Raw genomic sequence first — 23,009 nt, 5'->3', positions numbered from 1 at the left:
CGAGCGAAGGTACCCCCGGCTCCCGTACGCCGGAACGCGCGCGGGAGCCGGGGCGAGTCAGGTGCGGGGCGGGGCGGTACTGCCGCGTGGCACCAGGTGGGGGGTCGACGCGATGACGACCGCGCGGTCGCGTCGCTTCTCGATCCGCTCCAGCAGCAGCCGGGCGGCGGTCTCGCCCATCATGGCGCCCGCCTGGTCGACGCTGGTCAGGCTCACCGGCGCGAGCGCGGCGACCGAGGTGTTGTTGTATCCGGCGAGCGAGAGATCGTCGGGGATGCGCAGGCCCAGCTCGGCGGCGGCCCGGAAGACGCCGGTCGCGGCGACGTCCGCGCCGGCGAAGATCGCGGTGGGTGGGCGCGAGGAGGTGAGCAGTTCCATGGCCCCCTGGTGGCCGCCCTCGTCCGAGTACCCGGAGTGCACGATCCGGGCCAGGTCCGCCAAACCGTGCCGGGCCATCGCCGCGCGGTAGGCGGCCCGGACATGGTGCTCGGGCCGCTGCTCCCACCGGGTGCCGCGCACCGTCGGATGCGACAGGTGGGCGATGTCCCGGTGCCCGAGGGCGACCAGGTGGTCGACGACCAGGTCGACACCGGCCCCGTCCTGGTTGACCACGCAGTCGTACGCCGGGGAGGGGTCGTGGTGGCCGATCACGACCGTCGGCACGTCGGCCGCGAGGCGGACCACCTCCGGGCGGGGGACGGCGGGCGCGATCAGGATCAGACCGTCCATCTGCCGGTCCACCATCGCGTGGATCAGCCTGGTCTGCTCCTCCTTCTCGCTGGAGTCGCCGGAGCCGCTGGAGCCGAGGAACAGCGCGTACTCGGTGCCCCGCAGGGCCGTGTTCACGCCGTCCAGGAGATCGGCGTAGAACGCGTTGCGGATATTCGCGAGGAGGACGCCGAGCGTGTACGTGCGGCCCCGCATGCCCCGGGCGGCGGCGTGCGGACGGTAGCCCAGCTCGGCCATGGCCGCCCGGACCCGTTCACCCATCGCCGGGCTCACCCCGTAGGCGTTGTTGAGGACCTTCGACACCGCCGAGGTGGACACGCCGGCGCTCCGCGCGACATCGCCGATCGTGACTCGCCTCGAACTGCCCGTTGATCGCACGGGGGGTCCCCACCTCCGTCGTCCTCCACCGCCCCGGACCGCTCTGCCGCGTCCGGCGATTCGGGAACGTTACTCGCCGACGGCTTGACGGCTCGCTCCTCTTCGCCTCAACCTTTGGGAGCCCTCTGTGGAACGTTACACGAAAGTGGAGAGCGTCGGCCGGGCCCCGTCGGGTCGTCCGGAGCCTCGGGGGACAGTCGACCGCAAGAGGAGAGCCGCCATGCCCGACATCACCCGTCGGTCCACCCTGCGCTCGGCCATAGCCGTCGCCCTCGCGCCCACCCTGGGGTCCCTGATGCTGCCCCGGCTCGCGTCCGAGGCGTCCGCCGCGGTCGCCTGGACCGCGAAATGGATCTGGGCTCCGACCAGTTCGACGAACCAGTGGGTGGCGTTCCGCAGATCGTTCACCCTGGGTGCCGCGCCGGCCAAGGCCATGACCCGGATCGCGGTGGACTCGAAGTACTGGCTGTGGGTCAACGGCACACTGGTCGTCTTCGAGGGCGGACTCAAGCGCGGCCCGAACCGCACGGACACCTACTACGACGAGATCGACCTCGCCCCATACCTGAGAAGCGGCGGCAACACGGTGGCGCTGCTGGTGTGGTACTTCGGCAAGCAGGGCTTCTCGCACAGCAGCAGCGGCAAGGGCGGGCTGTTGTTCCAGTCCGACATCGAGAGCGGTTCGACCACGACCCGGCTGGTCAGCGACACCGCATGGAAGTACAAGGTCCACCCGGGCTACTCGAACAACACCAGTGGTACCCAGGTCAACTTCCGGCTGCCGGAATCGAACGTCTACTACGACGCCCGCAACGCCACCGCGACGGCAGACTGGGAGTCCTCCGGTTTCGACGACAGCTCCTGGAGCGCGCCCACCGACTTCGGCGCCGCCGGCGCCGCTCCCTGGAACGGCCTTGTCGAGCGGCCGATCCCGCGGTTCCGGTACTCCGGCCTGAAGTCCTACACCAACGCCTCCTCGCTCCCGGCCACCGGCCAGGGTTCCACCGCCATCTGGGCCACCCTGCCCTCCAACATCCAGGTCACGCCGTACCTGAAGGTGGACGCTCCGGCCGGCGCGGTGATCGGCATCCAGACCGACCACTACGACGACGGCGCGGGCCTGACCGGTATCGAGCCCGGCACCGCCTACAACATGCGCGCCACCTACATCTGCGAGGGCGGGGCGCAGGAGTTCGAGGCACCGGCGTGGATGAGCGGTACGGCGGTGAAGTACACGATCCCCTCCAACGTGACGATCCTGGAGCTGAAGTACCGGGAGTCGGGCTACGACACGGACTTCGCCGGCTCGTTCAGCAGCGGTGACGCCTTCCTGGACACCCTGTGGACCAAGGCCGCCCGCACGATGTACGTCAACATGCGGGACAACTACATGGACTGTCCCACGCGGGAACGCGCCCAGTGGTGGGGCGACGTGGTCAACCAGCTCAAGGAGGGCTTCTACACCTTCGACACCAGGTCCCACGCACTCGGCAAGAAGGCCATCGCCCAGCTCGCCGCCTGGCAGAAGCCGGGCGGAGCCCTGTACTCCCCGGTCCCCTCGACGATCTGGACCGCCGAACTGCCCGTGCAGATGCTCGCCTCGGCGTGGTCGTTCTGGACGTACTACCTCTACACGGGCGACGCGGACGCCGTCACCGGCGCCTACCCGGCGGTGAAGAAGTACCTGGACCTGTGGACCCTGGACGGCGACGGACTCGTCAACCACCGTGCCGGGGACTGGGACTGGGAGGACTGGGGCTCCGACATCGACGCCCGTGTCCTGGACAACTGCTGGTACTACCTCGCCCTGGACACCGCCGCCAAGCTCGCCGACCTCAGCGGGAACGGCGGCGACGTGGCCGGGTGGAAGTCCAGGCGCGACAGCATCAAGGCCAACTTCGACCGCGTCCTGTGGAACGCCTCGAAGAACGAGTACCGCTCGCCCGGCTACACCCGTGACACCGACGACCGTGCCAACGGCCTGGCCGTCGTCGCGGGCCTGGTCCCCGCCTCCCGCCACCGGGCGGTGACGGAGGTGCTGCGCACCCACCTCAACGCCAGCCCCTACATGGAGTTCTACGTCCTGGAGGCGCTGTACATGATGGGCGCGGCCACGGTCGCCGAGGAGCGGATGCGCAACCGCTTCGCGGCCCAGGTCGCCGACCCCGCCTGCCACACCCTGTGGGAGGTGTGGGTCAAGGCGGAAGGCACGGACAACCACGCCTGGAACGGCGGCCCGCTGTACGCCCTGTCCGCCTACGCCGCGGGCGTCCGCCCCACCGAGCCCGGCTGGGAGACGTACGAGGTCATCCCGCAGACCGGCACCCTCACGAAGATCAACACCGTGGTGCCCACCGTCGAGGGCGACATCCGCTTCGGCATCGCCCGCGACGGAACCAAGGTCACACTGACCCTCACCTCGCCCGACGGCACGACGGCCCGCGTCGGTGTGCCCACGTACGGCGGTTCCCAGCCCGTCGTCAAGGCAGGGGACACCACCGTCTTCAGCGGTGGCTCCGCCACCGGGAGCGTCAGCGGGCTGCGCTACGACGGCAAGGACGCCTCGTACGTCTACTTCGTGCTCCAGCCGGGCAGCTGGGCCTTCACGGTCACCGGCGCGGGCCGGCTCGACGATCTCGCGCTCGGGCGGCCGGTCACCAGCAACAACAGCCTGGAGAACGGCAACTGGGGCAGGAACCGGCTCACCGACGGCAGGCTGACGAGTGTGAGCGGTGCTCGGGGCTACACGAGCAACGAGTTCGCCTCCGCAGATGTCGCCGCGAACCCTGTCTGGGTGGAGATCGACCTCGGAGCCGACACCGACCTGGACGCCGTACGCCTCTTCCCCCGGACGGACATCGGGGGAGCCGGCGGCGGTACGGCGGGCTTCCCCGTCGACTTCACGATCCAGACCCGTCTCGACGGCGCCACCTCGAACACCACCGTCCGTACCGTCACGGGGCAGGCCGACCCCGGCGCCCGGGTCCAGACGTACGGCTTCCGGACGACCACCGCCCGGTACGTCCGGCTCCAGGTCACGCGGCTCGGCACCCCCGCTGCCGACGAGGCCGCCAAGTACCGCCTCCAGCTCGCCGAACTCACCGTCCCCACCGCCGCGACCACCGTCACCGCCAACTACACGCTGGAGAACGGTGATTGGGGCAAGACCCGAGTGCTGGACGGCACCCTCACCAGTGTGACCGGCGCCAAGGGCTTCACCAGCGTCGACTTCCCCTCCGCCGACGTCGGCGACACACCCGTGTGGATCGAGGTCGATCTCGGTGCCGACCGGCCCATCGGCTCCGTCACGCTCCATCCCCGGACCGACACCGGGGGAGCGGGCGGCGGTACGGCGGGCTTCCCCGTCGACTTCACGATCCAGACCCGTCTCGACGGCGCCACCTCCTACACCATTGCCCGCACCGTCACCGGCGAACCGAACCCCGACGGGGCCGCCCGGACCTACCCGCTCACCTCCGCCACCGGCCGCCATGTGCGCCTGAACGTCACGAAGCTCGGCAGGCCCGCCTCGGACGAGGCCACCAAGTACCGGCTCCAGCTCGCCGAGTTCCGCATCGGCTGACAGGCCCGCCGCCGAGGTCGTCCACGGCCTGTACGACCTCGGCGGCGGTCCGAGCGGTCAGCCCACGTGCACCCGGGGGCGCCGGCTCCGGTCTCGTTCCGCCTCGCGCAGGACCTCTCGGGTGACCGGGGCGACCTCGCCCTGGCCGAAGAGGAAGAAGCGGAGGAAGTTGGCGAAGGGGCCGCCCTCGGTCCACTCGAAGTAGATGTGCGGTATCGCGCCGGTGGAGTCGCGGACGTGCAGGAGCAGGGCGGCCAGGGCGTTGGGGATCGAGGAGGATTCCAGGGTCAGTACGCGGTAGCGGCCGTGCATCACCTCGCCCCGGACGGCCAGGCCCGCCTCGAACTCCGAGGGGTCCGTCACCGTCACCTCCACGAAGACGAAGTCCTCGGCGGTGGGGACGTCGTTGTCGTGGCGGATCTGTTCGATCTTCTCGCGGTACTCGGTGAGGTCGCGGTTGTCGGGCTCGTTGGCGATGAAGCGGATCTTGCGGTGGGCGATGTCCCGTACGAAGCGTTCCGCCATGTCGTCCAACTCCACGCTCGTCACGCGCAGTTCGAAGGCGCGGGCCAGACGGGAGAGGAGGGAGACGAGGATGATGCCCGCGATGAAGCAGGCGCCGATCTTCACACCGTCGGGGCGTTCGACGACGTTCAGGACGGTGGTGTAGAGGAAGACGGCGGAGATGACGCCGAAGGCGATGGTCCAGTTGCGCTGGCCGGCCTTGCGGGCGGCGATCGTCACCGCGATGGCCGCCGAGGAGATCAGGACCAGCACGCCCGTCGCATAGGCGCCACCCTGGGCGTCCACGTCGGCGTCGAAGATCCAGGTGACGAGGAAGCCGACGAGGGTGAAGACGATGACCATGGGGCGGACCGCGCGGGCCCAGTGCGGGGCCATGCCGTAGCGGGGGAGGTAGCGCGGCATCAGGTTGAGCAGGCCCGCCATGGCGGAGGCGCCGGCGAACCAGAGGATGGCGATCGTGGAGACGTCGTAGACCGTGCCGAAGGCGCTGCCCAGATAGTCGTGCGCGAGGTAGGCGAGGGCGCGCCCGTTGGCGTCGCCGCCCGGCTCGAACTCCTTCTCCGGGATGAGGAGGGTGGTGATGAAGCTGGTGCAGATCAGGAAGACGCTCATGATCACGGCGGCCGCCGTGAGGAGTTTCTTCGTGTCCCGGATACGGCCCTTCGGGTTCGCCTCCGTGTCGCCGGGGTCGCCCTTCACATGGGGCATGACGGCCACGCCGGTCTCGAAGCCGGAGAGGCCGAGCGCGAGCTTGGGGAAGACGATCAGGGCCACGCCGATCATGACGAAGACGTTGCCGTGTTCGGCGGTCAGGGCGGTCGACCAGTCGGTGACGACATGGCCCTCGGTGGCGATGTGCCACAGGCCGGTCACCACGACCACGACGTTCAGCGCGAGGTAGAGGCCCACCAGGGCCACCGCCACGCCGATGGCCTCCAGGAAGCCCTTGAGGAACACCGCGCCGAGCAGGGCGATGAGGACGAGGGTGATCAGGAGCTGCTTGTCGTGCAGGGTGTCGGTCAGGTGGGGGTTCTCGATCAGGTGCGTGGAGGCGTCCGCCGCCGAGAGGGTGATCGTGATCAGGAAGTCGGTCGCCGCGAAACCCAGCAGGGTGAGGACGAAGAGCTTGCCCTTCCAGAAGGTCAGCAGGCGTTCCAGCATCGCGATCGAGCCCTCGCCCCGGGGGCTCTCCTCGGCCACGCGACGGTAGACGGGGAGCGCTCCCGCGAGGGTGACGATCACCAGGACGATGGTCGCCACGGGGGAGAGGAGGCCGGCGGCGAGGGCGGCGATGCCGGGCTGGTAGCCGAGGGTGGAGAAGTAGTCGACGCCGGTCAGGCACATCACCCGCCACCAGGGCTGTCCCTGGTGCGCGGGCTCCGGGACGGCGTGCGGTCCGGTGTGGCCGCCGCCCTTGCCCATGTCGGACAGGCCCTCCAGCATCCAGGCCCGCATACGGCTGCCGCGGGTGCCCTCCGTGGTGGCCATGAACACTCCAGACGTGCGGTGCTACGAACAGTTCCGGCCATCGGAAGACCGCCGCATCAGCGTAAGCAAGGAGTGATGCCTGGGCCATGGGAAACGGGGCCGGGCGGCGTCAAGACCTCGTTAAGGTCCGCGCAGGTCATGGTGGGCCGGAGGCCGCGGGCCGCCGTCGCGTATGAGGTCTGTCAAAGGCGGTGCCGCCGCCGTTAGGGACGTGTCAAGGACGAACGGTTCCGGCCAGTGAAGAGGTTCCCTTCAATCGTCCGATTGTCTTCGAACCTCTCCTAGGAGTTCGCGATGGCCGATGTGGCCTTCGTCGTCGTCACGGTCGCGGTGTTCGCGCTGGTGGCTCTGGTCGCCAAGGGGGTGACCCGGCTGTGACCGTCGAGAACGTCGTCGGCCTCGTCGTGGCCGTCGCCCTGCTGGGCTATCTGGTCCTCGCCCTGATCTTCCCGGAGAGGTTCTGACCGTGACATCAGCCGCTGCCGCAGCGGGCGCCATGGGTCCCGTACCCGCCGGCGTCCTCCAACTGCTCGCCCTGATGGCGGCGCTGGCGCTCGCCTACCGTCCCCTCGGCGACCACATGGCCGGCGTCTACTCCTCCGACCGGCACTGGCGGGTCGAGAAGTGGCTCTACAAGGGCATCGGCGCCAACCCCGACACCGAGATGCGCTGGCCCGCGTATCTGCGCGGAGTCCTCGCCTTCTCGGCCGTCGGTGTCCTCTTCCTCTACCTCCTCCAGCGGCTCCAGGGCGTGCTGCCCGGCTCGCTCGGCTTCGCCTCCATCGACCCGGACCAGGCGTTCAACACCGCCGCGTCCTTCGTGACCAACACGAACTGGCAGTCGTACTACGGCGAGCAGTCCATGGGCCATGTCGTGCAGGTCGCCGGACTGGCCGTGCAGAACTTCGTGTCGGCGGCCGTCGGCATGGCGGTGGCCGTCGCCCTCGTCCGGGGCTTCGCCCGGTCCCGCAGCGGTGAACTCGGCAACTTCTGGGCCGACCTGGTGCGCGGCGTCATCCGTGTCCTGCTGCCGCTGTCGGTGATCGCGGCCGTCGTGCTCGTCGCCTGCGGCGCCATCCAGAACTTCTCCGGCATCCATGAGGTCGGCCAGTTCATGGGTGGTTCACAGCAGTGGAACGGCGGCGCCGTCGCCTCCACCGAGGCCATCAAGGAGATCGGCACGAACGGCGGCGGCGTCTTCAACGCCAACTCCGCCCACCCGTTCGAGAACCCGACCCCCTTCACCAACCTCTTCGAGATCTTCCTGCTGCTGGTGATCCCCTTCGCGCTGACCCGGACCTTCGGGATCATGGTCGGCTCGGTCAGGCAGGGTTACGCGATCCTCGCCACCATGGCGGCCATCTGGATCGGGTTCGTGGCGCTGATGATGTGGACCGAGTTCGCGCACCACGGTCCGGCGCTCGACCTCGCCGGCGGGGCGATGGAGGGCAAGGAGGTCCGGTTCGGGGTCGGCGGTTCGTCGATCTTCGCCGTCTCGACGACACTCACCTCCACCGGCGCGGTGAACTCCTTCCACTCCTCCTTCACCGGGCTCGGCGGCGGCATCACCCTGCTCGGCATGATGCTGGGCGAGATCGCGCCCGGCGGCACCGGCTCCGGGCTGTACGGCATGCTGATCATGGCGGTCATCGCGGTGTTCATCGCCGGACTGATGGTCGGCCGTACGCCCGAGTATCTGGGCAAGAAGATCGGCACCCGCGAGATCAAGTTCGCCGCCTGCTACCTCCTGGTCACCCCCACGCTCGTCCTCGTCCTCACGGCGGCGGCCATGGCACTGCCGACGCCGGGCCACTCGATGACGAACTCCGGCGCGCACGGCTTCTCCGAGATCCTGTACGCCTATACGTCCGCCTCGAACAACAACGGCTCCGCCTTCGCCGGGCTGAACGCCGACACCCAGTGGTTCAACAGCACGCTCGGCATCGCGATGCTGCTCGGCCGGTTCCTGCCGATGATCTTCGTCCTCGCCCTCGCCGGTTCGCTCGCAGAGCAGCGACCGGTGCCGGTCACGGCGGGCACACTGCGAACCGAAAAGCCCCTGTTCGCGGGGTTGCTGGTGGGCGCGATCCTGATCATCACCGGGCTGACCTACTTCCCGGCGCTCGCGCTGGGCCCGCTCGCCGAAGGGCTGGCGTCATGACCACCGACACGACGAAGCACGAGGACACGATGTCCACAGCCACTCCCGCCCGGGCGCCGCACAGCGACATACCCACCGGGCACAAGGCCGCCGAAGGACGGGGCGGCGCGGGGCTGTTCGACCCCGGACAACTGCTCAGGTCGTTGCCGGACGCCCTCCGCAAGCTCGACCCACGGGTGATGATCAAGTCGCCGGTGATGTTCGTGGTGCTGGTCGGGTCCGTGCTGACCACTCTCTTCTCGTTCAAGGATCCGACCGACTGGTTCGGCTGGACCGTCAGCGCCTGGCTCTGGCTGACCGTCGTCTTCGCCAATCTCGCGGAGGCGGTCGCCGAGGGCCGGGGCAAGGCGCAGGCCGACACCCTCCGCAGGGCCAAGACGGACACGGTCGCGCGCCGGATCACGGGGGACTCCGAAGAACGCGTCCCCGGCACCGGGTTGCGGATCGGTGACCTGGTCGTCTGCGAGGCCGGCGACATCATCCCCGGCGACGGTGATGTCGTCGAGGGCGTCGCGTCGGTCGACGAGTCGGCGATCACCGGTGAGTCCGCGCCCGTCATCCGGGAGTCCGGCGGTGACCGGTCCGCCGTCACCGGCGGTACGAAGGTCCTCTCCGACCGCGTCGTCATCAAGATCACCACCAGGCCCGGTGAGACCTTCATCGACCGGATGATCAGCCTGGTCGAGGGCGCGGCCCGGCAGAAGACGCCGAACGAGATCGCGCTGAACATCCTGCTGGCATCGCTGACCATCGTGTTCCTGCTGGCGGTGGCGACCCTGCCCCCGTTCGCGGACTACGCGGGCACCCACCTCACGATGGTCGTGCTGGTGGCGCTGCTGGTCTGTCTCATCCCGACCACGATCGGCGCGCTCCTCTCCGCCATCGGGATCGCGGGCATGGACCGGCTCGTCCAGCGCAACGTCCTCGCGATGTCCGGCCGCGCCGTCGAGGCCGCCGGAGACGTGTCGACGCTCCTGCTCGACAAGACGGGCACCATCACCCTCGGCAACCGGCAGGCCGCCGAGTTCGTGCCGGTGGACGGCACCACCGAGTCCGAGGTCGCAGACGCCGCCCAGCTCTCCTCGCTGGCCGACGAGACGCCCGAGGGCCGTTCCATCGTCGTCCTGGCGAAGGAGAGGTACGGGCTGCGCGAGCGCCTCCGGGGCGAGCTGTCCGGCGCCGAGTGGATCGCCTTCACCGCCCAGACCCGTATGTCGGGCGTGGACGTCGACGGGCGCAAGGTCCGCAAGGGTGCGGCCGGTTCGGTCGTCGCCTGGGTGCGGGAGCGGGGCGGCACGGTCGCCGGGGACGCGGACGGGATCGCCGGCCGGATCGCCCAGGCAGGCGGCACACCACTGCTCGTCGCGGTCGAAGACGCCGACGGGGCAAGGGTGTTGGGCGTCATCCACCTCAAGGACGTCGTCAAGGAGGGCATGCGGGAGCGGTTCGAGGAACTGCGCCGCATGGGCATCAAGACCGTCATGATCACGGGCGACAACCCGCTGACCGCCAGGGCCATCGCCGAGGAGGCGGGTGTCGACGACTTCCTCGCCGAGGCCACCCCCGAGGACAAGATGGCCCTCATCAAGCGCGAGCAGGCCGGCGGCAAGCTCGTCGCGATGACCGGCGACGGCACGAACGACGCCCCGGCCCTCGCCCAGGCGGACGTCGGCGTCGCGATGAACACGGGCACGTCGGCCGCCAAGGAGGCCGGCAACATGGTCGACCTCGACTCCAACCCCACCAAGCTCATCGAGATCGTCGAGATCGGCAAGCAACTCCTCATCACCCGGGGCGCGTTGACGACGTTCTCCATCGCCAACGACGTCGCGAAGTACTTCGCGATCATCCCGGCGCTGTTCGCGGCCGTGTACCCGGGCCTGGACAAGCTCAACATCATGCGGTTGTCCTCGCCCGACTCCGCGATCCTGTCCGCCGTCGTCTTCAACGCGCTCATCATCATCGCGCTGGTGCCGCTGTCCTTGCGGGGCGTGCGCTACCGGCCGGTCAGCGCCGACCGGATGCTCCGCCGCAACCTCGCCGTCTACGGACTCGGCGGTCTCGTCGCCCCGTTCATCGGCATCAAGATCATCGACGTATTCATCTCGCTCATCCCCGGGATCGGGTGAAGGACATGAACACCTCTCTCACGAACACCGCCCGCTTGCTGGGAGCGGGCCTGCGCGCCCTGCTCGTGCTGACACTCGTCACCGGGGTCGTCTACCCGCTGGCCGTCACCGGCTTCGCCCAGGCCCTCTTCCACGACAAGGCCAACGGGTCGGAGATCAAGGACCACTCCGGCCGCGTCGTCGGCTCCTCGCTCATCGGGCAGTCGTACGACCTGCCGCTGAAGAAGGGCCAGGAGACCCCGGAGGCCGACCTGAAGTGGTTCCAGGGCCGCCCGGCCAACGGGCTCGGCACCAACAGCGTCAACACCCGGTACAAGCTCATCCTCTCCGGTGCCACCAACCGCTCCGCCGACAACGCGGAACTCATCCAGTGGGTGAAGGACGCCAAGGCCGCCGTCGTCAAGGACAACTCGGTGGCCGGCTACACGGTCGACCCCTCCGACGTCCCCGCCGACGCGGTCACCTCCTCAGGCTCCGGCCTCGACCCGGACATCTCCCCGGCCTACGCCGACCTCCAGGTCCACCGGGTGGCGCGGAAGAACGGCCTGTCCGTCGGCCAGGTACGGAAGCTCGTCGACGAACACACCGAGAACCGCACCCTCGGCTTCATCGGTGAGCCCCGGGTGAACGTCCTCGAACTCAACATCGCGCTCAGGGCGCTCGTGGCGAGGAGCTGACGCCGGCTCGTACACCCCCGCCGCCCCGTACGCCGCCCTCGCCTGTACGCACCGCACTCGTGCTCGACCTCCGCGCCCGCCGGTGTCATACGTCCAGGCGGGCGCGGATGAGTGTGTCGAGGCGCCGCCATGCCGGGGACGAGGCGTTGACCGTGCCCTGGATGAGGGCGGGGATCTCGGAGGCCGTGTCCAGGTCGGGCAGTTCGCCGGGGCCGTAGCGTTCCAGGGTCGCCTCGACGATCCGGTGGGCCAGGTCGTCGAGGCGCGGATCGTCGGCGTCGAGGCCGTACGCGTGATCGTAGTCGAGGAAGAGCCGCCGTAGCGCCGGGTCGGCGAGGATCTCGGCCTGGTCGTCGAACAGGGTGCTCGCGTGGTCCGGGTGGGTGGCGAACACCAGGATCCACAGGTCGCGTTGGAGGTCCACCCACCGAGGGGTGAACCCCCAGTCCGCCAGGTGCTCCAGATGGGCATCGACCTCGGCGGGCAGGGACGTCGGGGGCCCGGCGGCGAGCCGGCGCAGACGGCCTCGCGTCGCCCGCAGCTCACGGATGCGGGCGGTGAGGCCGTCGTCGATCTCGCGGAGCGCCTGCTGGAACTCCTCGTCGCTCGCCGATCTCAGGTCCCGGATGCGGGCCAGGGGGACACCGGCCTCCGCGAGCGTCCGGATCTTGATCAGGTCGATGACGTCGTGCGCGCCGTACCGCCGGTAGCCGGACGCGTCGCGGTCGGGCTCGGGGAGCAGCCCCTTGGCGTGGTAGACGCGGATGGTCTTGACGGACACTCCCACGTGTCCGGCCAGCTGACCGATGGTGATCACCCGGCCATCGTCCCACTTGACCCCGCCCCTGGGGCAGGGCCGCAGCATGGCGTCATGACGAACGCGAACACGGACACGAGCGCCGACAAGAACCCGAACGTCGACCGGGACACCCTGCGCGAGCTGGCCGACGAGGGCAACGAGACCGCCCTGGACCGGCTGGCCGACCTCGCCGACGCGGCCGGCGACCTCGGGGAGCTGAGCGAGCTGCTGGACGAGGGATCCACGCACGCCGGGTTCCTGCTCACCCGACGCGCGGTCGCGGCGGGCGACCCGCGCGAGCTGCAACGGATCTCCGACGCCGGATACGACGAGGCCGGGAACGAGCTGGAACGGCTGCTGAACGCACCGGCCGAATGAGGACCTCATGGTTCCCGCCCTCTCCCCGGCGCTCGGAGTGAACCGTTGGGGGTGTCTCGTCCGATGAGGGGGTGTGAGCGAAATGAAACGGGGGAGTCCGGGCGACGCCGAGCTGTTGCGGGCGGTCGCGGACGGGGACCGTCGGGCCTTCGAAGAGCTGTACCGGCGGTACGCGCCGTGGCTCGTGCTACGGCTGCGCGGACGGTGCGCCGACCCGGTGCTCGTCGACGACGTCGTACAGGAGACGTTCCTCGACGTGTGGCGGGGAGCCGCCCGCTATCGGCGTGAAGGTGACGTGGCGGGCTGGCTGTGGCGGATCGGATCGCGCCGGCTGGTGGACGCGCTGCGCGGCGACGGGGCCCGTGGCCGGCTGCGCCAGGCGCTCGCCCGGCTGCGGCAGCGCGACGAGGCGTCGGCCGAGGAACAGGTGCTGGCCCGGGTGCAGCACGGCGACCTGGCGGGATCGCTGGCCGGGCTCTCGCCGGAGCTGCGGGCGGTGCTGCAGGCCACGGTGATCGACGGCCTGACGACACGTGAGGCGGCGGTCCTGCTCGGCATCCCACCGGGCACGGTCAAGACCCGGGCCATGCGCGCCCGGCAGCAACTGCGGGAAGGCCTGACATGAGCTGGCACGCCGATGACGGGGACCTGCGCGAGTACGCCCACGGAACGCTGGCGGTCCCCCGGCTGTGGTCCGTCGAGACACACCTCGCGGCCTGCGCCGACTGCCGGGCCGCGCTCTCGGCCCATGTCCCGGCCGCCGAGACCGACGCGGGCTGGGCCCGGCTGGACGCCGAACTGGACGCCCCGAGGCCCGGCTTCGCCGAGTCGCTCCTGATCCGGGCGGGGGTCGCCGACCACACCGCGCGGCTGCTCGCGGCCACTCCGGTGCTGCGCCGCTCCTGGCTCGGCGCGGTGGCGCTCACCCTGCTGCTCGCGGTCGGTGTGGGGCTGGCCGCGTCGCCGCTGATGCTCCTGGCGACGGCGCCGCTGCTGCCGTTGGCGGGGGTGGCGGTGTCATTCGGGCCGAGGCTCGACCCGACCCACGAGATGGCCGTGGTCGCGCCGATGCACACCTTCCGGCTGCTGATGGTGCGGACGGTCGCCGTGCTGTCGACGACGACGCTGCTGAGCGGGCTGGCGAGTCTGGCGCTGCCGGAGTACGGCCTGGCGGCACTCGGCTGGCTGCTGCCGGCGCTCGCGCTGACCTCGACGGGGGTCGCGCTGACGGCCCGGCTGGGGCCCGTGCTCGCCCCGGCGCTGGTCGGTGCCGGCTGGACGGTTCTGGTGGCGTTGAGCGGTCTGCTGGCGTCCGGTACACCGCTGCCCTTCACGGCCGAGGGGCAGGGTGCGGCGGCGGCGGTCGCGGCGGTGGCGACGGCGCTGGTGGTGGCGGCGCGGGACCGCTTCGACAGCGGCCGCCCGCTCGGCCCCTCCTTCTGATGGCTCCTCTCCCATGGCTCTTCTTTCCCTCATCCCTTTGATTCGCAGCCAGGAGGCTGTCATGACAGGACCCACGGTCTCGACACGACCCACGGTGTCGGCCGCCGGGCTGAACCTGAGTTATCGCGGCACACGGGCGGTGGACGAGGTGACGCTGCGCCTCTCCGAGGGCGTCACGGGCCTGCTCGGGCCGAACGGCGCGGGCAAGACGACACTGCTGCGGATCCTGGCGACGGCGACGCCGCCGGACAACGGCGCCTTCACCGTCCTCGGAAACGACCCGAGCACGGTCCGGGGCAGGCAGGACGTCCGCAGGGCCCTGGGGTATCTGCCGCAGAACCCGGGATTCCATCCGGACTTCACCGCCTTCGAGTTCATCGACTACGTGGCGATCCTCAAGGAGCTGACGGACCGGCGGGCCCGGCACGACGAGGCCCGCCGGGTCCTGGACGCGGTCGGTCTCGCGGAGGTGCGGGGCAAGCGGATACGGCGGCTCTCCGGCGGGATGCGGCAGCGCGTGGCACTGGCGGCGGCCCTGGTCGGCGACCCCGGGTTCCTGGTCCTGGACGAGCCCACGGTTGGACTCGACCCCGAACAGCGCATGCGGTTCCGGGAGTTGATCGCGGAGGCCGGCGAGGGCCGGACGGTGCTGCTGTCCACGCATCAGACGGAGGACGTGGCGATGCTCTGTCACCGGGTGGTGGTGATGGACAAGGGCCGGATCCGGTTCGACGGCACGACGGCGGACCTGACGGCGGTGGCGGACGGCCGGGTGTGGAACAGCGAGGAGCGGCAGCCGGGCGCCCGAGCCGGATGGCGCACCGGGACGGGCGAGTTCCGCAATGTCGGGGACCCGCCCGCGGGCGCCCGGCTCGTCGCACCGACGCTGGAGGACGGCTATCTCCTGGCCCTCGGCGGCGACCCGGCGGCGGAGGTGGCGGCATGACGGCCACGACCGAGACCCCGGTCGCGGCGCCCAGACCCACGCCCGCCCCGGACGGCCGACGGGTGCGAAGGGCGGTGCTCGCGCTGGCCCGGGTGGAGGCGCGGCGCCTGCTGCTGCACCCCTTGGTGCTGGCCGCGTCGGCGGCGTATCTGGCGCTCCTGCTGTGGCCGGGCGGTGAGCCGGAGGACGCCTATCCGGTCCTGCAGGACATCGACCGTGAGACACAGCTGGGACAGTGGCTGCTGGGTCTCGCGGTGCTGGTCGCCGTGAACATGGCGGTGCTGCGCTCGCACCGGCGGGGCACGGACACCTCGTTCGGGGTGCTGGTCCTGCCGCCGTGGTGGCGCACGCTCGCGCATGTGCTGTCGGTGCTGCCGACCGTGCTGGTGGGCGCGCTGATCGTGGCCGGGCAGTTCACCGTCGCGGCACTGAAGCCCGGGGCCGTGGGCCATGGGTCGGTGTCCGAGCTGGCGACCGGACCCCTGCTGATCCTCCTGCCCGGAACCGTGGGAGTACTGCTCGGCCGGATCGTCCGGTCGGCGTTCGTGGCACCGCTGGCCGTGGTCGCCTACCTCGCGGTCACCATGGTGTTCGTCGCCGACGCGGACAACGCGGCCTGGCTGCGCGGGATGGCACCCCTGCTGTTCGACGAGGGCCCGCGCCCGATGCCGTCCGACCTGCTGGGGCGGCCCGCGGCCTGGCACGCGCTGTATCTGCTGGCACTCGCGGCGCTGGCGGCGGCGGGCGCGGTGCTGCGGAGCGGCGGCCGGACCCGGGCCGTACGGGTCACCGCCCTGGCCGCGCTCGGCGCGGTCGTGACCGCGGTGGTCCTCCAGGGCATGGCACCGACGGACGCGGTACGCGAGGCACGGGAGGTGGCGACCCGTGATCCGGCGGCGGTCCAGGACTGCGAGCGGCACGGGGCGACGACGTACTGCGCCTTCCCCGAGTTCACGCCCTGGATCGACGAATGGGCCCGGGTGACGGACGAGATGCGGTCGCTGGCCGGCGAACCGGACGCGACGCGGGCACTGACCGTACGGCAGAAGGTCGCCGCGATCGACGGACCGTCGGCCATGGCGGAGATCTCACCCGCCGCGCCCGGCGAGCTGACGGCGGACACGGCGTGGGGCGGCGAACGCGAACTGGAGTTCGCCGCGAGTGTCGCCAGGGGACTGGTCGTGGGGCACGAGCGCTACGGGGGTGCGCATTGTGACGCGCGGGGAGTCCTGATGGTCTGGCTGGCGGTCCGCGCGACCCGGGACGGCGAGGCCATGTTCGAGAAGACCGGGGAGAACTACAACAGTCCCGGCGTGATCCAGGCCCCGGTCAGCGCGATCAGCCTGCGGGGCCGTGAACTCGCCGTGGTCCAGGGGCTGTTGGCCGAACCCCAGGGAGAGGTGGACCGCAGGGTGAAGGAGTCCTGGGCGGAGCTGTCCGCCTCCGGTACGACCACCGACCGCGCGGCGGCCCTGCTGGGCGTGACCGCCCCGGCCGAGACCGCTGACGACCGGGAGTACCTGTGCGTGTGAGCCGGCGGCTCCTGGTGGCCGCGGCCCTGGTGCGGCCCACGGCGCGGTCGCTGCCGTGGGCCCGGTTCGCCGCCGGCTGGGCGCTGGGGCTGGCCATCGCGGCCGTGCCGGTGCTGTTCTCCTCGCACCTCCCGGCGGCGGTGCTCGTCAACCTGCTGCGGCTGGCCGCGTTGTGCGGGGCGGTGGGGATGGCGTTCGTCCTGGACGATCCGGCCCGGCACACCACCGGTGTCCCTCCCGTGCCGCGTCCGCTGCGGCAGGCGCTGCGCGCGGCCGTCGTCCTGCCGGCGGTCGTGGCCTGGTGGGCGGCGCTGCTGGCCCTCCTGTGGGCGGGCGTCGGCCCCGGGCAATGGGCCGCGCTGCCGTCGGGGGCGATGACGGTCGAGGCCGGCGCACTGTCCGGGCTGGCCCTCGCCCTGGCCGCCGTGTCGGTGCGGTTCAGCGCGCTCCGTGTCCCCGGTCCGGCCGTGGCGGGCGCGGTACTGGCGCTGCCGCTCATGGCCGGAGCACTCCTCCCGCCCCGCTTCGCGCTCTTCGTACCGCTGAGTGACCCACGCTGGGACGATGCCCACACGCTCTGGGCCGCCGTCCTGGCCGCCGTGCTCACCGTCTGGCTGGTGTGCGCCCCGGAGCCCCGCCGCCGCTTCGGCGGCCTGCGCCCACGACGCGGCGGGGCGGTGGACGACCGACTCGGCGCGGGCGGTTGAGGCACCCCGCACCGGTCCAGGCACGCGGTACGGCCGATGCGGACGGGCACACGGTTCCGTCCCGGACACCCGGGGCGGAACCGAAGCCGTGCGCGGGCCCCGGAACCCCTCGACTAATGTCCTGGTCGCCGCGCCACCCCGCCGAAGGAGAGTCATGCCGTTCCCCGAGCTTCCCCGGTCCGCGCCTGGTGAAGTGCCGTTGGTCTGTACGTGTTACGAGGGCGACGAAGCCTCGTGGGGCGGGCTCCTCGACGAACTCGGTGAACTCGGCGAACTCGGCGGCCGAAGGGACGGCGATGTGCTCACCCTCGGGGACGGCGGGGTACGGCTCCGCCTCGTCGAGGGGACCGGATGGGAGAACCTGCTCGGCGGCAACGTACCGGCGCTCGTCCCCGGCGGCGGCCTCGTGCCACCGGTCGTCGTCCTGGCGGACATCCCCGTCGCCTACGGCGGGGACGGGCCGTTGCTGGTGGACCTGGCGGCGATACCCGGCCGGGGCGTCCGGGTGCCGTCGTCCCGGCTCGGCGACATTCTGGCCGCGCTGCGGGGCGGCACGCTCACCTTCGACGACCTGGTACGCGACATGGACGCGCGCGGCATGTACGAGGGCGACACGGGCCGACCGGCCTTCCCCACACCGACGGTGCCCTCGCCCCGCGCCTTCCCGGCGCTGCCCTCCACCGCCCAGGCCCTGCTGGTCCGCACCGACTTCGACGACGAGAAGGGCTGGCGCGCCCTGCTCGACGAACTCGGCGGCACCGACGAGGACGGCCTGCTCGGTACGCACCTGGACCCGGACGAGATCGACGTCGAGCACTACCCGCTGGAGGCGCTGGTGGTCGACGACCGGGCCTTCGAGGACCTCCGGCCGGGCCAGGTGCCCGCGCTGGTCCCGCCCGGGGAGGACACCACACTGGTCGCGCTCGCCGACGCCAGGACCTTCGCCGACCCCGGCCGGCCGCTGACCGTCGTCGACCTGTACGACACCCCGGGGCAGGCCACGCTCCTGCCGTGCGGTGAGGTCGGGTCGCTGGTGTGCAACCTGGAGATCGGCAACATGGACTTCCACGAGTTCGTCGCCGTGGAGGGGGCGCGGCCGTGGTGGGAGGAATGAGTGGGACGCGCGGGGCTCGGCTGAGCCGGGCGGAGTGCGGCGGCCGGACCGGTCAGTCGGGTTCCTGGTCGCCGGGCAGTGACTGCTCGAACCAGACCAGCTTGCCCGTGCTCACCCGGGTCGCGCCCCAGCGCTGGGCCAGCTGGTCCACCAGGAAGAGCCCCCGGCCGCCCTCGTCATGCGGCCGGGCGTGCCGCATCCTCGGCACCAGTGGGGAGTCGTCGCCCACCTCGCAGCGCAGCACGTCCGTGCGCAGCAGCCGCAGGGTGATCGGCCGGGAGGCGAAACGTACGGCGTTCGCGACGATCTCGCTGACCATGAGTTCGGCGGACTCCACCAGGGAGTCGAGCCCCCAGTCGCGCAGTGTCCTGCGGGTCAGCCGACGGGCCTGTCGCGCGGTCTGCGGACGGGGAGCCATGTACCAGTAGGCGACGGTCTCCGGCGGGATGCCCTCCAGCCGGGCGGCGAGCAGCGCGATGTCGTCGTCCCGGACCCCCGCGCCCAGCGTGCCGAGCGACGCGTCGCACAGCTCCTCCAGCGTCGGGGGCCCGAGCCCGGAGGCGGCTTCCCGCAGCCGGGCGCGCAGCCGGTCCACGCCGGTCAGTACGTCCGAGTCGCGGGACTCGACCAGGCCGTCGGTGTACAGCAGCAGGGTCGCTCCGGGCGGGGCGTGCAACTCGGTGGACTCGAATCCGCCGCCGCCCACACCGATCGGCGCCCCGGGCGGGACCGGCAGCACCTCCGTACGGCCGTCGGGGTGCAGGAGCACCGGCGGCAGATGGCCGGCGTTGGACACCAGCAGCCGGTGCAGCACGGGGTCGTACATGGCGTACAGACAGGTCGCCGTGTGCTCGCTGCCCAGCCGCTCCGCCTGCTCGTCGAGATGGTGCAGGACCTCGTCCGGCGGCAGGTCGAGCCCGGCCAGGGTCTGTACGACGGTGCGCAGCTGGCCCATGATCGCGGCCGAGGTCAGGGAGTGGCCCATCACGTCGCCGATGACCAGCGCGACACGGTTGCCGGGCAGCGGGATCGCGTCGTACCAGTCGCCGCCCACCTGCGCGGTCCGCGAGGACGGCAGATAGCGGCTGGCCAGCAGCACTCCGGCCGGCTCCGGCAGCGAGGGCGGGAGCATCGTGCGCTGGAGGGTGTCCGCGGCGGACGCCTCGCGCGCGTACAGCACCGCCTTGTGGATCCCGACAGCGGTGTGGGTGGCGAGCTGGGAGGCGACGAGCAGGTCGTCGCCGGTGAAGTCCGCCCGGCCGGGGCCGCGCACGAGGACGATGCTGCCGATGGCGTGGCGGCGGCCGTGCAGCGGAGCGAGGATCAGCCGTCGCCCGGGCGGCAGCGCGCCGGGAGTGTTCGCGACGCCCAGCAGTTCGGCCACAACGGAACGGATGCCCGGCAGGTCCCCGAACACCGGCCGCCCGGCCCGCAGCAGCCGGGCGAGCGGACCGGTGGCGGCCAGGTGCACGACCTGCGCCGCCTGGACGGGGTCGGCGTCCGACGGGGCCGGCCCGGAACCGAGGGCCCCAGGGGGTGGTGCGCGGTCCGCGCTGTGCAGGCGCAGGACGTGGACGCCCGAGGAGTCGGCGGGATCGTCGGCGACCGGCAGCGGGGCGTACAGATGGACGAGCGCGACATCGGCGAACGCCGGGACGGCGGCCCGGCACAGTTCGCGCAGCGTCTCGTCGAGGTTCATGCCGTGGGCGATCTGCCGGGTCGCCGCGTCGAGGTAGCGGAGCCTGTCGGTCTGCGGCCCGGCGGCCCCGGGCCGGGCACCCCACGGCGGCCCGGCGGGAGTGTCCGCGGCCGTCCTGTGGACGCCGGGAGCGTGCCCGCCGGTGCCTTTGCCGGCTCCGGGGTGCTTCGTCACGCGTGTCCTTCCCGCCGTGCGGGCCCGCGCCGGGGCGGGCGGATCAAGGGACGTCAGGCGCGCCGCCCGCAGCGCAGGAAGATCTGCACCTCGGGCGGGACGTCCGCGGTCGCCGGAGCGTACGAGTACGAGGACTCCTCGACGATGTCGAAGCCCGCCGCCTCGACGACCTCACGCAGTTCCTCCCTCAGATAGCCGGACACCCGGATGGTCGTGCCGATGAACGGGATCGAGAAGTCGTCCACATCGGCCTCCACCATCGACAGCGCGAACAGGCCGCCCGGCCGCAGCACCCGGTGGATGGTCCGCAGCGCGAGGGGAATCTCGGCGCGCGGCAGCATGAGCAGGGAGAAGAAGGCCGTCACCGCGTCGAAGCGGCCGAGGTCCCGGGGGCCTCCGGGCCGCAGATCCGCGATGTCCGCCTGGTGGAACACCCCGGTGGGCACATGCTCCCGCGCGAGCGCGACCATCGCACCCGACAGATCGACACCGACGACCCCCAGGCCCGCCTCCGCGAACTGGCGGGCGGTGGGGATGCCGGTGCCGCAGCCCAGGTCCAGTACCCGGGACGCGGGCGGCAGGGACTTGATGAGCCACTCGGCGGCCGCGACCTGCCCTTCCTTGTGCGGGAACGCCTGGTCGTAGCGGTGGCCGATGGCGTCGAAGGCCTCCGCCTGGCCGGTGCGGTCGAACCCCATGCTTCCGTAGCCGAACTCGTCGGCACGCTCACTCACAGGTTTCTCCTTCTGTCCTGTGCGTAATTTTTTCACAGTTATACAGACTTGGGCGGGTGCCGGAGTGCGGATCCCGACCGGCCGGACACCCGGCCCCCCCCCGAGCGTCGTTCACATTCATGAACATGGATCACGTGGGTGTGCACCGTCGAGTCGCTGTGTCACGCTCGGTCAACTCCTTTCTCCTGCTGCTCAGTTGGAGGCGTGGACATGAGTGCTTCCCGACGCGCTGTGCTGACCACGGCTGCCGGGGCCGCGATCGTGGGTGCGTCCCCGACGCCGGCGACGGGCGCGGCCGACGACCGGACACCGGCCCCCGATCTGCGCACCCTCCGCGAGGCCGCCGACTACGCCGTCGAGAAGATCCGCACCGTCGCGCCGAGCGTGACGGACTTCCCGGTGTGGGACTACCGCGCGCCCCAGCAGCCCCATGACATCAAGGACGCGTCGGCGGGCGCGATCACGGCCTGCGGACTGCTCGACCTGTCCACGGTCCGGCGGCCGCCGCGCGACGCGAGCCGCTGATCAGCCCGCGAGGGAGTCCAGTTGTTCCGCCGCCGGACGCAGCACCCACAGGTCGCCGCCCGGCGGCGCCTCCAGCGACGGGACCGCCCGCCGCGCCCGCGCGTCACCGGCGTCGGCGGCGGCGTGGACGACATCGGTCGCCGCGTACCGGAGGAACCCCAGCTCCGGGTGCGGCCACGCGGCGGTGGCCGTCGCGGCGGGCAGCAGATAGTCCACCGCCTTGAACAGGCTCTGCCCGTCCGGCCCCCGGTACGCCCACAGGTTCACGCCGACGTGCCGGCCGATGGCCGCGAGCCGGGTGTGGGCGACCAGGGCGAAGGTCGAGTAGTGCCAGCTCCTGGTCCGCGTCAGCTCCTGCGGCTGGCTGCCGGCGGCCGCGATCTGCCGCGCGACACGGGTGCTCCGGACGTTCAGGACCGTGCGCCGAGCCAGGTCCCTGTCGCCGGTCGCGTAGGCGAGGGCGGCGAGCTGCATGTCGTAGAAGGTGCCGTGGTTGTTGGTCGCGGCGGCCTCCTCCTTGCCGAAGTCGCTGTTCCTGAGCCGGCCGAGGAAGTCGCTGTTCCACCGCGCCATACCGGCGCCGTCCGCCCTCGTCCAGCCCGGAGCGCCGGTGTCGAGCAGGGCGAGGGCGTCGAGGACGCTCGTGAAGGACTGCGAGAAGTCGATGATGCCGATGGCACGGCCGTCGTACCGGCAGGGGATGAACTGCGCGTGGTCCAGGTTCGGGTTCATCCTCGTCGCCGGGTCGAGGAACCAGGTGCGCAGGACCTGCCCGGCCTTCTCGGCGTACCGCTTCCGGCCGGTGTAGTACCAGGCGAGCGAGAGGTCGTAGGCGGCGTCGAAGGTCTTCTCCACGTCCTGCCGGTCGGTGCCGGAGTCGACCTCGGGGTTGCGCTCGCCGTCGCGCCGCACATACGGGCAGCCCCAGGGGTTGTCGGCGGTCGGGGGCTCGGTGGGCCACCAGTACGGGGCCTGGCTGAGGTAGTCGTGGACATCGCCGCCGGGCGCGGGGCGTGGCTTGTCGACGACCGTCCAGGGGCCCTGGCTCAGCCATCGGTCGGCGCGGGTCGTCAACGCCCTTACGGCTCGCCTCAGTCGAGGGTCACCGCGATCGAGGCGGAGCCTGGTCTGCTGGAGGCGGGTGCCGTCCAGTACGGCGGTGCGCGGGACCTCGGTCATGACAGGCGTCGCCGGTGTCCGCGCGGAGGCCGTGGGGACGGCGCCGGCGGCGAACGCGGCGAGAGCCACCAGGAGGACGCCCAGGCGTGACAGTGCGCTCATGGATCCA

Annotated in this window: 19 protein-coding genes; 13 read left to right on the top strand and 6 right to left on the bottom strand. The window is 71.4% G+C overall.

Features of this window, described 5'->3' with window-relative positions:
- Positions 1-57: 57 nt before the first annotated feature.
- Complete coding sequence (locus ABT147_RS02255; RefSeq protein ID WP_502983014.1) at positions 58-1,107, bottom strand: LacI family DNA-binding transcriptional regulator; 1,050 nt, start codon at positions 1,105-1,107, stop codon at positions 58-60.
- 220 nt (positions 1,108-1,327) lie between these two features.
- Between ABT147_RS02255 and ABT147_RS02250 the strand changes: the two genes are divergently transcribed.
- Complete coding sequence (locus ABT147_RS02250; protein WP_351401776.1) at positions 1,328-4,690, top strand: alpha-L-rhamnosidase-related protein; 3,363 nt, start codon at positions 1,328-1,330, stop codon at positions 4,688-4,690.
- Between the two features lie 57 nt (positions 4,691-4,747).
- Here the strand turns inward: ABT147_RS02250 and ABT147_RS02245 are convergent, their stop codons facing one another.
- On the bottom strand, positions 4,748-6,703 hold the full coding sequence (locus ABT147_RS02245; RefSeq protein ID WP_351401774.1) for an APC family permease: 1,956 nt from the start codon (positions 6,701-6,703) through the stop codon (positions 4,748-4,750).
- 374 nt (positions 6,704-7,077) lie between these two features.
- Between ABT147_RS02245 and kdpF the strand changes: the two genes are divergently transcribed.
- Genes kdpF through ABT147_RS02225 form a run of 4 tightly spaced genes read left to right on the top strand, consistent with a single transcriptional unit; the run spans position 7,078 to position 11,670 of the window.
- Positions 7,078-7,167 carry a K(+)-transporting ATPase subunit F gene (gene kdpF, locus ABT147_RS02240; protein WP_037770757.1) on the top strand — a complete coding sequence of 30 codons (90 nt, stop codon included), beginning with the start codon at positions 7,078-7,080 and terminating at the stop codon, positions 7,165-7,167.
- A 32-nt stretch (positions 7,168-7,199) separates the two neighbouring features.
- Positions 7,200-8,864, top strand: coding sequence for a potassium-transporting ATPase subunit KdpA (gene kdpA / locus ABT147_RS02235; RefSeq protein ID WP_351401963.1), 1,665 nt, complete (start codon positions 7,200-7,202; stop codon positions 8,862-8,864).
- Entirely contained in the window at positions 8,861-10,993 is a 2,133-nt protein-coding gene (gene kdpB / locus ABT147_RS02230) for a potassium-transporting ATPase subunit KdpB (protein ID WP_351401772.1), read from the top strand. Before kdpA ends, kdpB begins: the two co-directional genes overlap by 4 nt.
- Positions 10,994-10,998: 5 nt before the next feature.
- Complete coding sequence (locus ABT147_RS02225; protein WP_351401770.1) at positions 10,999-11,670, top strand: potassium-transporting ATPase subunit C; 672 nt, start codon at positions 10,999-11,001, stop codon at positions 11,668-11,670.
- Positions 11,671-11,755: 85 nt separating this feature from the next.
- Here ABT147_RS02225 and ABT147_RS02220 read toward each other — a convergent pair whose 3' ends face one another.
- Positions 11,756-12,487: a MerR family transcriptional regulator gene (locus ABT147_RS02220; RefSeq protein WP_351401768.1), complete on the bottom strand. Its 732-nt coding sequence runs from the start codon at positions 12,485-12,487 to the stop codon at positions 11,756-11,758.
- A 54-nt stretch (positions 12,488-12,541) separates the two neighbouring features.
- On the opposite strand from ABT147_RS02220, the gene ABT147_RS02215 reads away from it, so the two are divergent.
- The 7 genes from ABT147_RS02215 (at position 12,542) to ABT147_RS02185 (ending at position 18,589) form a co-directional block, all read left to right on the top strand.
- Positions 12,542-12,847, top strand: coding sequence for a hypothetical protein (locus tag ABT147_RS02215; RefSeq protein ID WP_351401766.1), 306 nt, complete (start codon positions 12,542-12,544; stop codon positions 12,845-12,847).
- Positions 12,848-12,929: 82 nt separating this feature from the next.
- Positions 12,930-13,472: an RNA polymerase sigma factor gene (locus ABT147_RS02210; protein ID WP_351401961.1), complete on the top strand. Its 543-nt coding sequence runs from the start codon at positions 12,930-12,932 to the stop codon at positions 13,470-13,472.
- Entirely contained in the window at positions 13,469-14,290 is an 822-nt protein-coding gene (locus tag ABT147_RS02205; RefSeq protein WP_351401764.1) for a cupin domain-containing protein, read from the top strand. Before ABT147_RS02210 ends, ABT147_RS02205 begins: the two co-directional genes overlap by 4 nt.
- 61 nt (positions 14,291-14,351) lie before the next feature.
- On the top strand, positions 14,352-15,236 hold the full coding sequence (locus tag ABT147_RS02200; RefSeq protein ID WP_351401762.1) for an ABC transporter ATP-binding protein: 885 nt from the start codon (positions 14,352-14,354) through the stop codon (positions 15,234-15,236).
- Positions 15,233-16,768 (top strand): ABC transporter permease, encoded by a 1,536-nt coding sequence (locus tag ABT147_RS02195; RefSeq protein ID WP_351401760.1) that lies wholly within the window; start codon positions 15,233-15,235, stop codon positions 16,766-16,768. Before ABT147_RS02200 ends, ABT147_RS02195 begins: the two co-directional genes overlap by 4 nt.
- A complete protein-coding gene (locus tag ABT147_RS02190) occupies positions 16,765-17,475 on the top strand; it encodes an ABC transporter (protein WP_351401757.1) in 711 nt (236 codons plus the stop codon). Before ABT147_RS02195 ends, ABT147_RS02190 begins: the two co-directional genes overlap by 4 nt.
- A 154-nt stretch (positions 17,476-17,629) precedes the next feature.
- Complete coding sequence (locus ABT147_RS02185; protein WP_351401755.1) at positions 17,630-18,589, top strand: DUF6924 domain-containing protein; 960 nt, start codon at positions 17,630-17,632, stop codon at positions 18,587-18,589.
- Between the two features lie 52 nt (positions 18,590-18,641).
- On the opposite strand, the gene ABT147_RS02180 is transcribed toward ABT147_RS02185, so the two are convergent.
- Together ABT147_RS02180 and ABT147_RS02175 are read right to left on the bottom strand one after the other, a co-directional pair.
- Positions 18,642-20,288 (bottom strand): SpoIIE family protein phosphatase, encoded by a 1,647-nt coding sequence (locus ABT147_RS02180; protein ID WP_502983017.1) that lies wholly within the window; start codon positions 20,286-20,288, stop codon positions 18,642-18,644.
- Between the two features lie 227 nt (positions 20,289-20,515).
- Positions 20,516-21,160: a class I SAM-dependent DNA methyltransferase gene (locus ABT147_RS02175; protein ID WP_351401959.1), complete on the bottom strand. Its 645-nt coding sequence runs from the start codon at positions 21,158-21,160 to the stop codon at positions 20,516-20,518.
- Between the two features lie 246 nt (positions 21,161-21,406).
- Between ABT147_RS02175 and ABT147_RS02170 the strand changes: the two genes are divergently transcribed.
- Positions 21,407-21,721 (top strand): hypothetical protein, encoded by a 315-nt coding sequence (locus tag ABT147_RS02170; RefSeq protein ID WP_351401751.1) that lies wholly within the window; start codon positions 21,407-21,409, stop codon positions 21,719-21,721.
- Here ABT147_RS02170 and ABT147_RS02165 read toward each other — a convergent pair whose 3' ends face one another.
- Positions 21,722-23,002 carry an alginate lyase family protein gene (locus tag ABT147_RS02165; RefSeq protein WP_351401749.1) on the bottom strand — a complete coding sequence of 427 codons (1,281 nt, stop codon included), beginning with the start codon at positions 23,000-23,002 and terminating at the stop codon, positions 21,722-21,724.
- Between the last annotated feature and the right edge of the window lie 7 nt (positions 23,003-23,009).

Origin of the sequence: Streptomyces sp. NPDC001868, assembly GCF_040297125.1 — a bacterium.
Lineage (GTDB): Bacteria > Actinomycetota > Actinomycetes > Streptomycetales > Streptomycetaceae > Streptomyces.
This window is presented reverse-complemented; position numbering and strand designations above follow the sequence as displayed.

What these genes read in the sequence shown, in the direction of transcription:
- ABT147_RS02250 (WP_351401776.1), top strand. Translation starts at nt 1,328, where the DNA reads ATGCCCGACATCACCCGTCGGTCCACCCTGCGCTCGGCCATAGCCGTC.
- ABT147_RS02170 (WP_351401751.1), top strand. Translation starts at nt 21,407, where the DNA reads ATGAGTGCTTCCCGACGCGCTGTGCTGACCACGGCTGCCGGGGCCGCG.
- ABT147_RS02210 (WP_351401961.1), top strand. Translation starts at nt 12,930, where the DNA reads ATGAAACGGGGGAGTCCGGGCGACGCCGAGCTGTTGCGGGCGGTCGCG.
- ABT147_RS02225 (WP_351401770.1), top strand. Translation starts at nt 10,999, where the DNA reads ATGAACACCTCTCTCACGAACACCGCCCGCTTGCTGGGAGCGGGCCTG.
- ABT147_RS02175 (WP_351401959.1), bottom strand. Translation starts at nt 21,160, where the DNA reads ATGGGGTTCGACCGCACCGGCCAGGCGGAGGCCTTCGACGCCATCGGC.
- ABT147_RS02205 (WP_351401764.1), top strand. Translation starts at nt 13,469, where the DNA reads ATGAGCTGGCACGCCGATGACGGGGACCTGCGCGAGTACGCCCACGGA.
- ABT147_RS02185 (WP_351401755.1), top strand. Translation starts at nt 17,630, where the DNA reads ATGCCGTTCCCCGAGCTTCCCCGGTCCGCGCCTGGTGAAGTGCCGTTG.
- ABT147_RS02165 (WP_351401749.1), bottom strand. Translation starts at nt 23,002, where the DNA reads ATGAGCGCACTGTCACGCCTGGGCGTCCTCCTGGTGGCTCTCGCCGCG.
- ABT147_RS02195 (WP_351401760.1), top strand. Translation starts at nt 15,233, where the DNA reads ATGACGGCCACGACCGAGACCCCGGTCGCGGCGCCCAGACCCACGCCC.
- ABT147_RS02245 (WP_351401774.1), bottom strand. Translation starts at nt 6,703, where the DNA reads ATGGCCACCACGGAGGGCACCCGCGGCAGCCGTATGCGGGCCTGGATG.
- ABT147_RS02180 (WP_502983017.1), bottom strand. Translation starts at nt 20,288, where the DNA reads ATGAACCTCGACGAGACGCTGCGCGAACTGTGCCGGGCCGCCGTCCCG.
- kdpA (WP_351401963.1), top strand. Translation starts at nt 7,200, where the DNA reads ATGGGTCCCGTACCCGCCGGCGTCCTCCAACTGCTCGCCCTGATGGCG.
- ABT147_RS02200 (WP_351401762.1), top strand. Translation starts at nt 14,352, where the DNA reads ATGACAGGACCCACGGTCTCGACACGACCCACGGTGTCGGCCGCCGGG.
- kdpB (WP_351401772.1), top strand. Translation starts at nt 8,861, where the DNA reads ATGACCACCGACACGACGAAGCACGAGGACACGATGTCCACAGCCACT.
- ABT147_RS02215 (WP_351401766.1), top strand. Translation starts at nt 12,542, where the DNA reads ATGACGAACGCGAACACGGACACGAGCGCCGACAAGAACCCGAACGTC.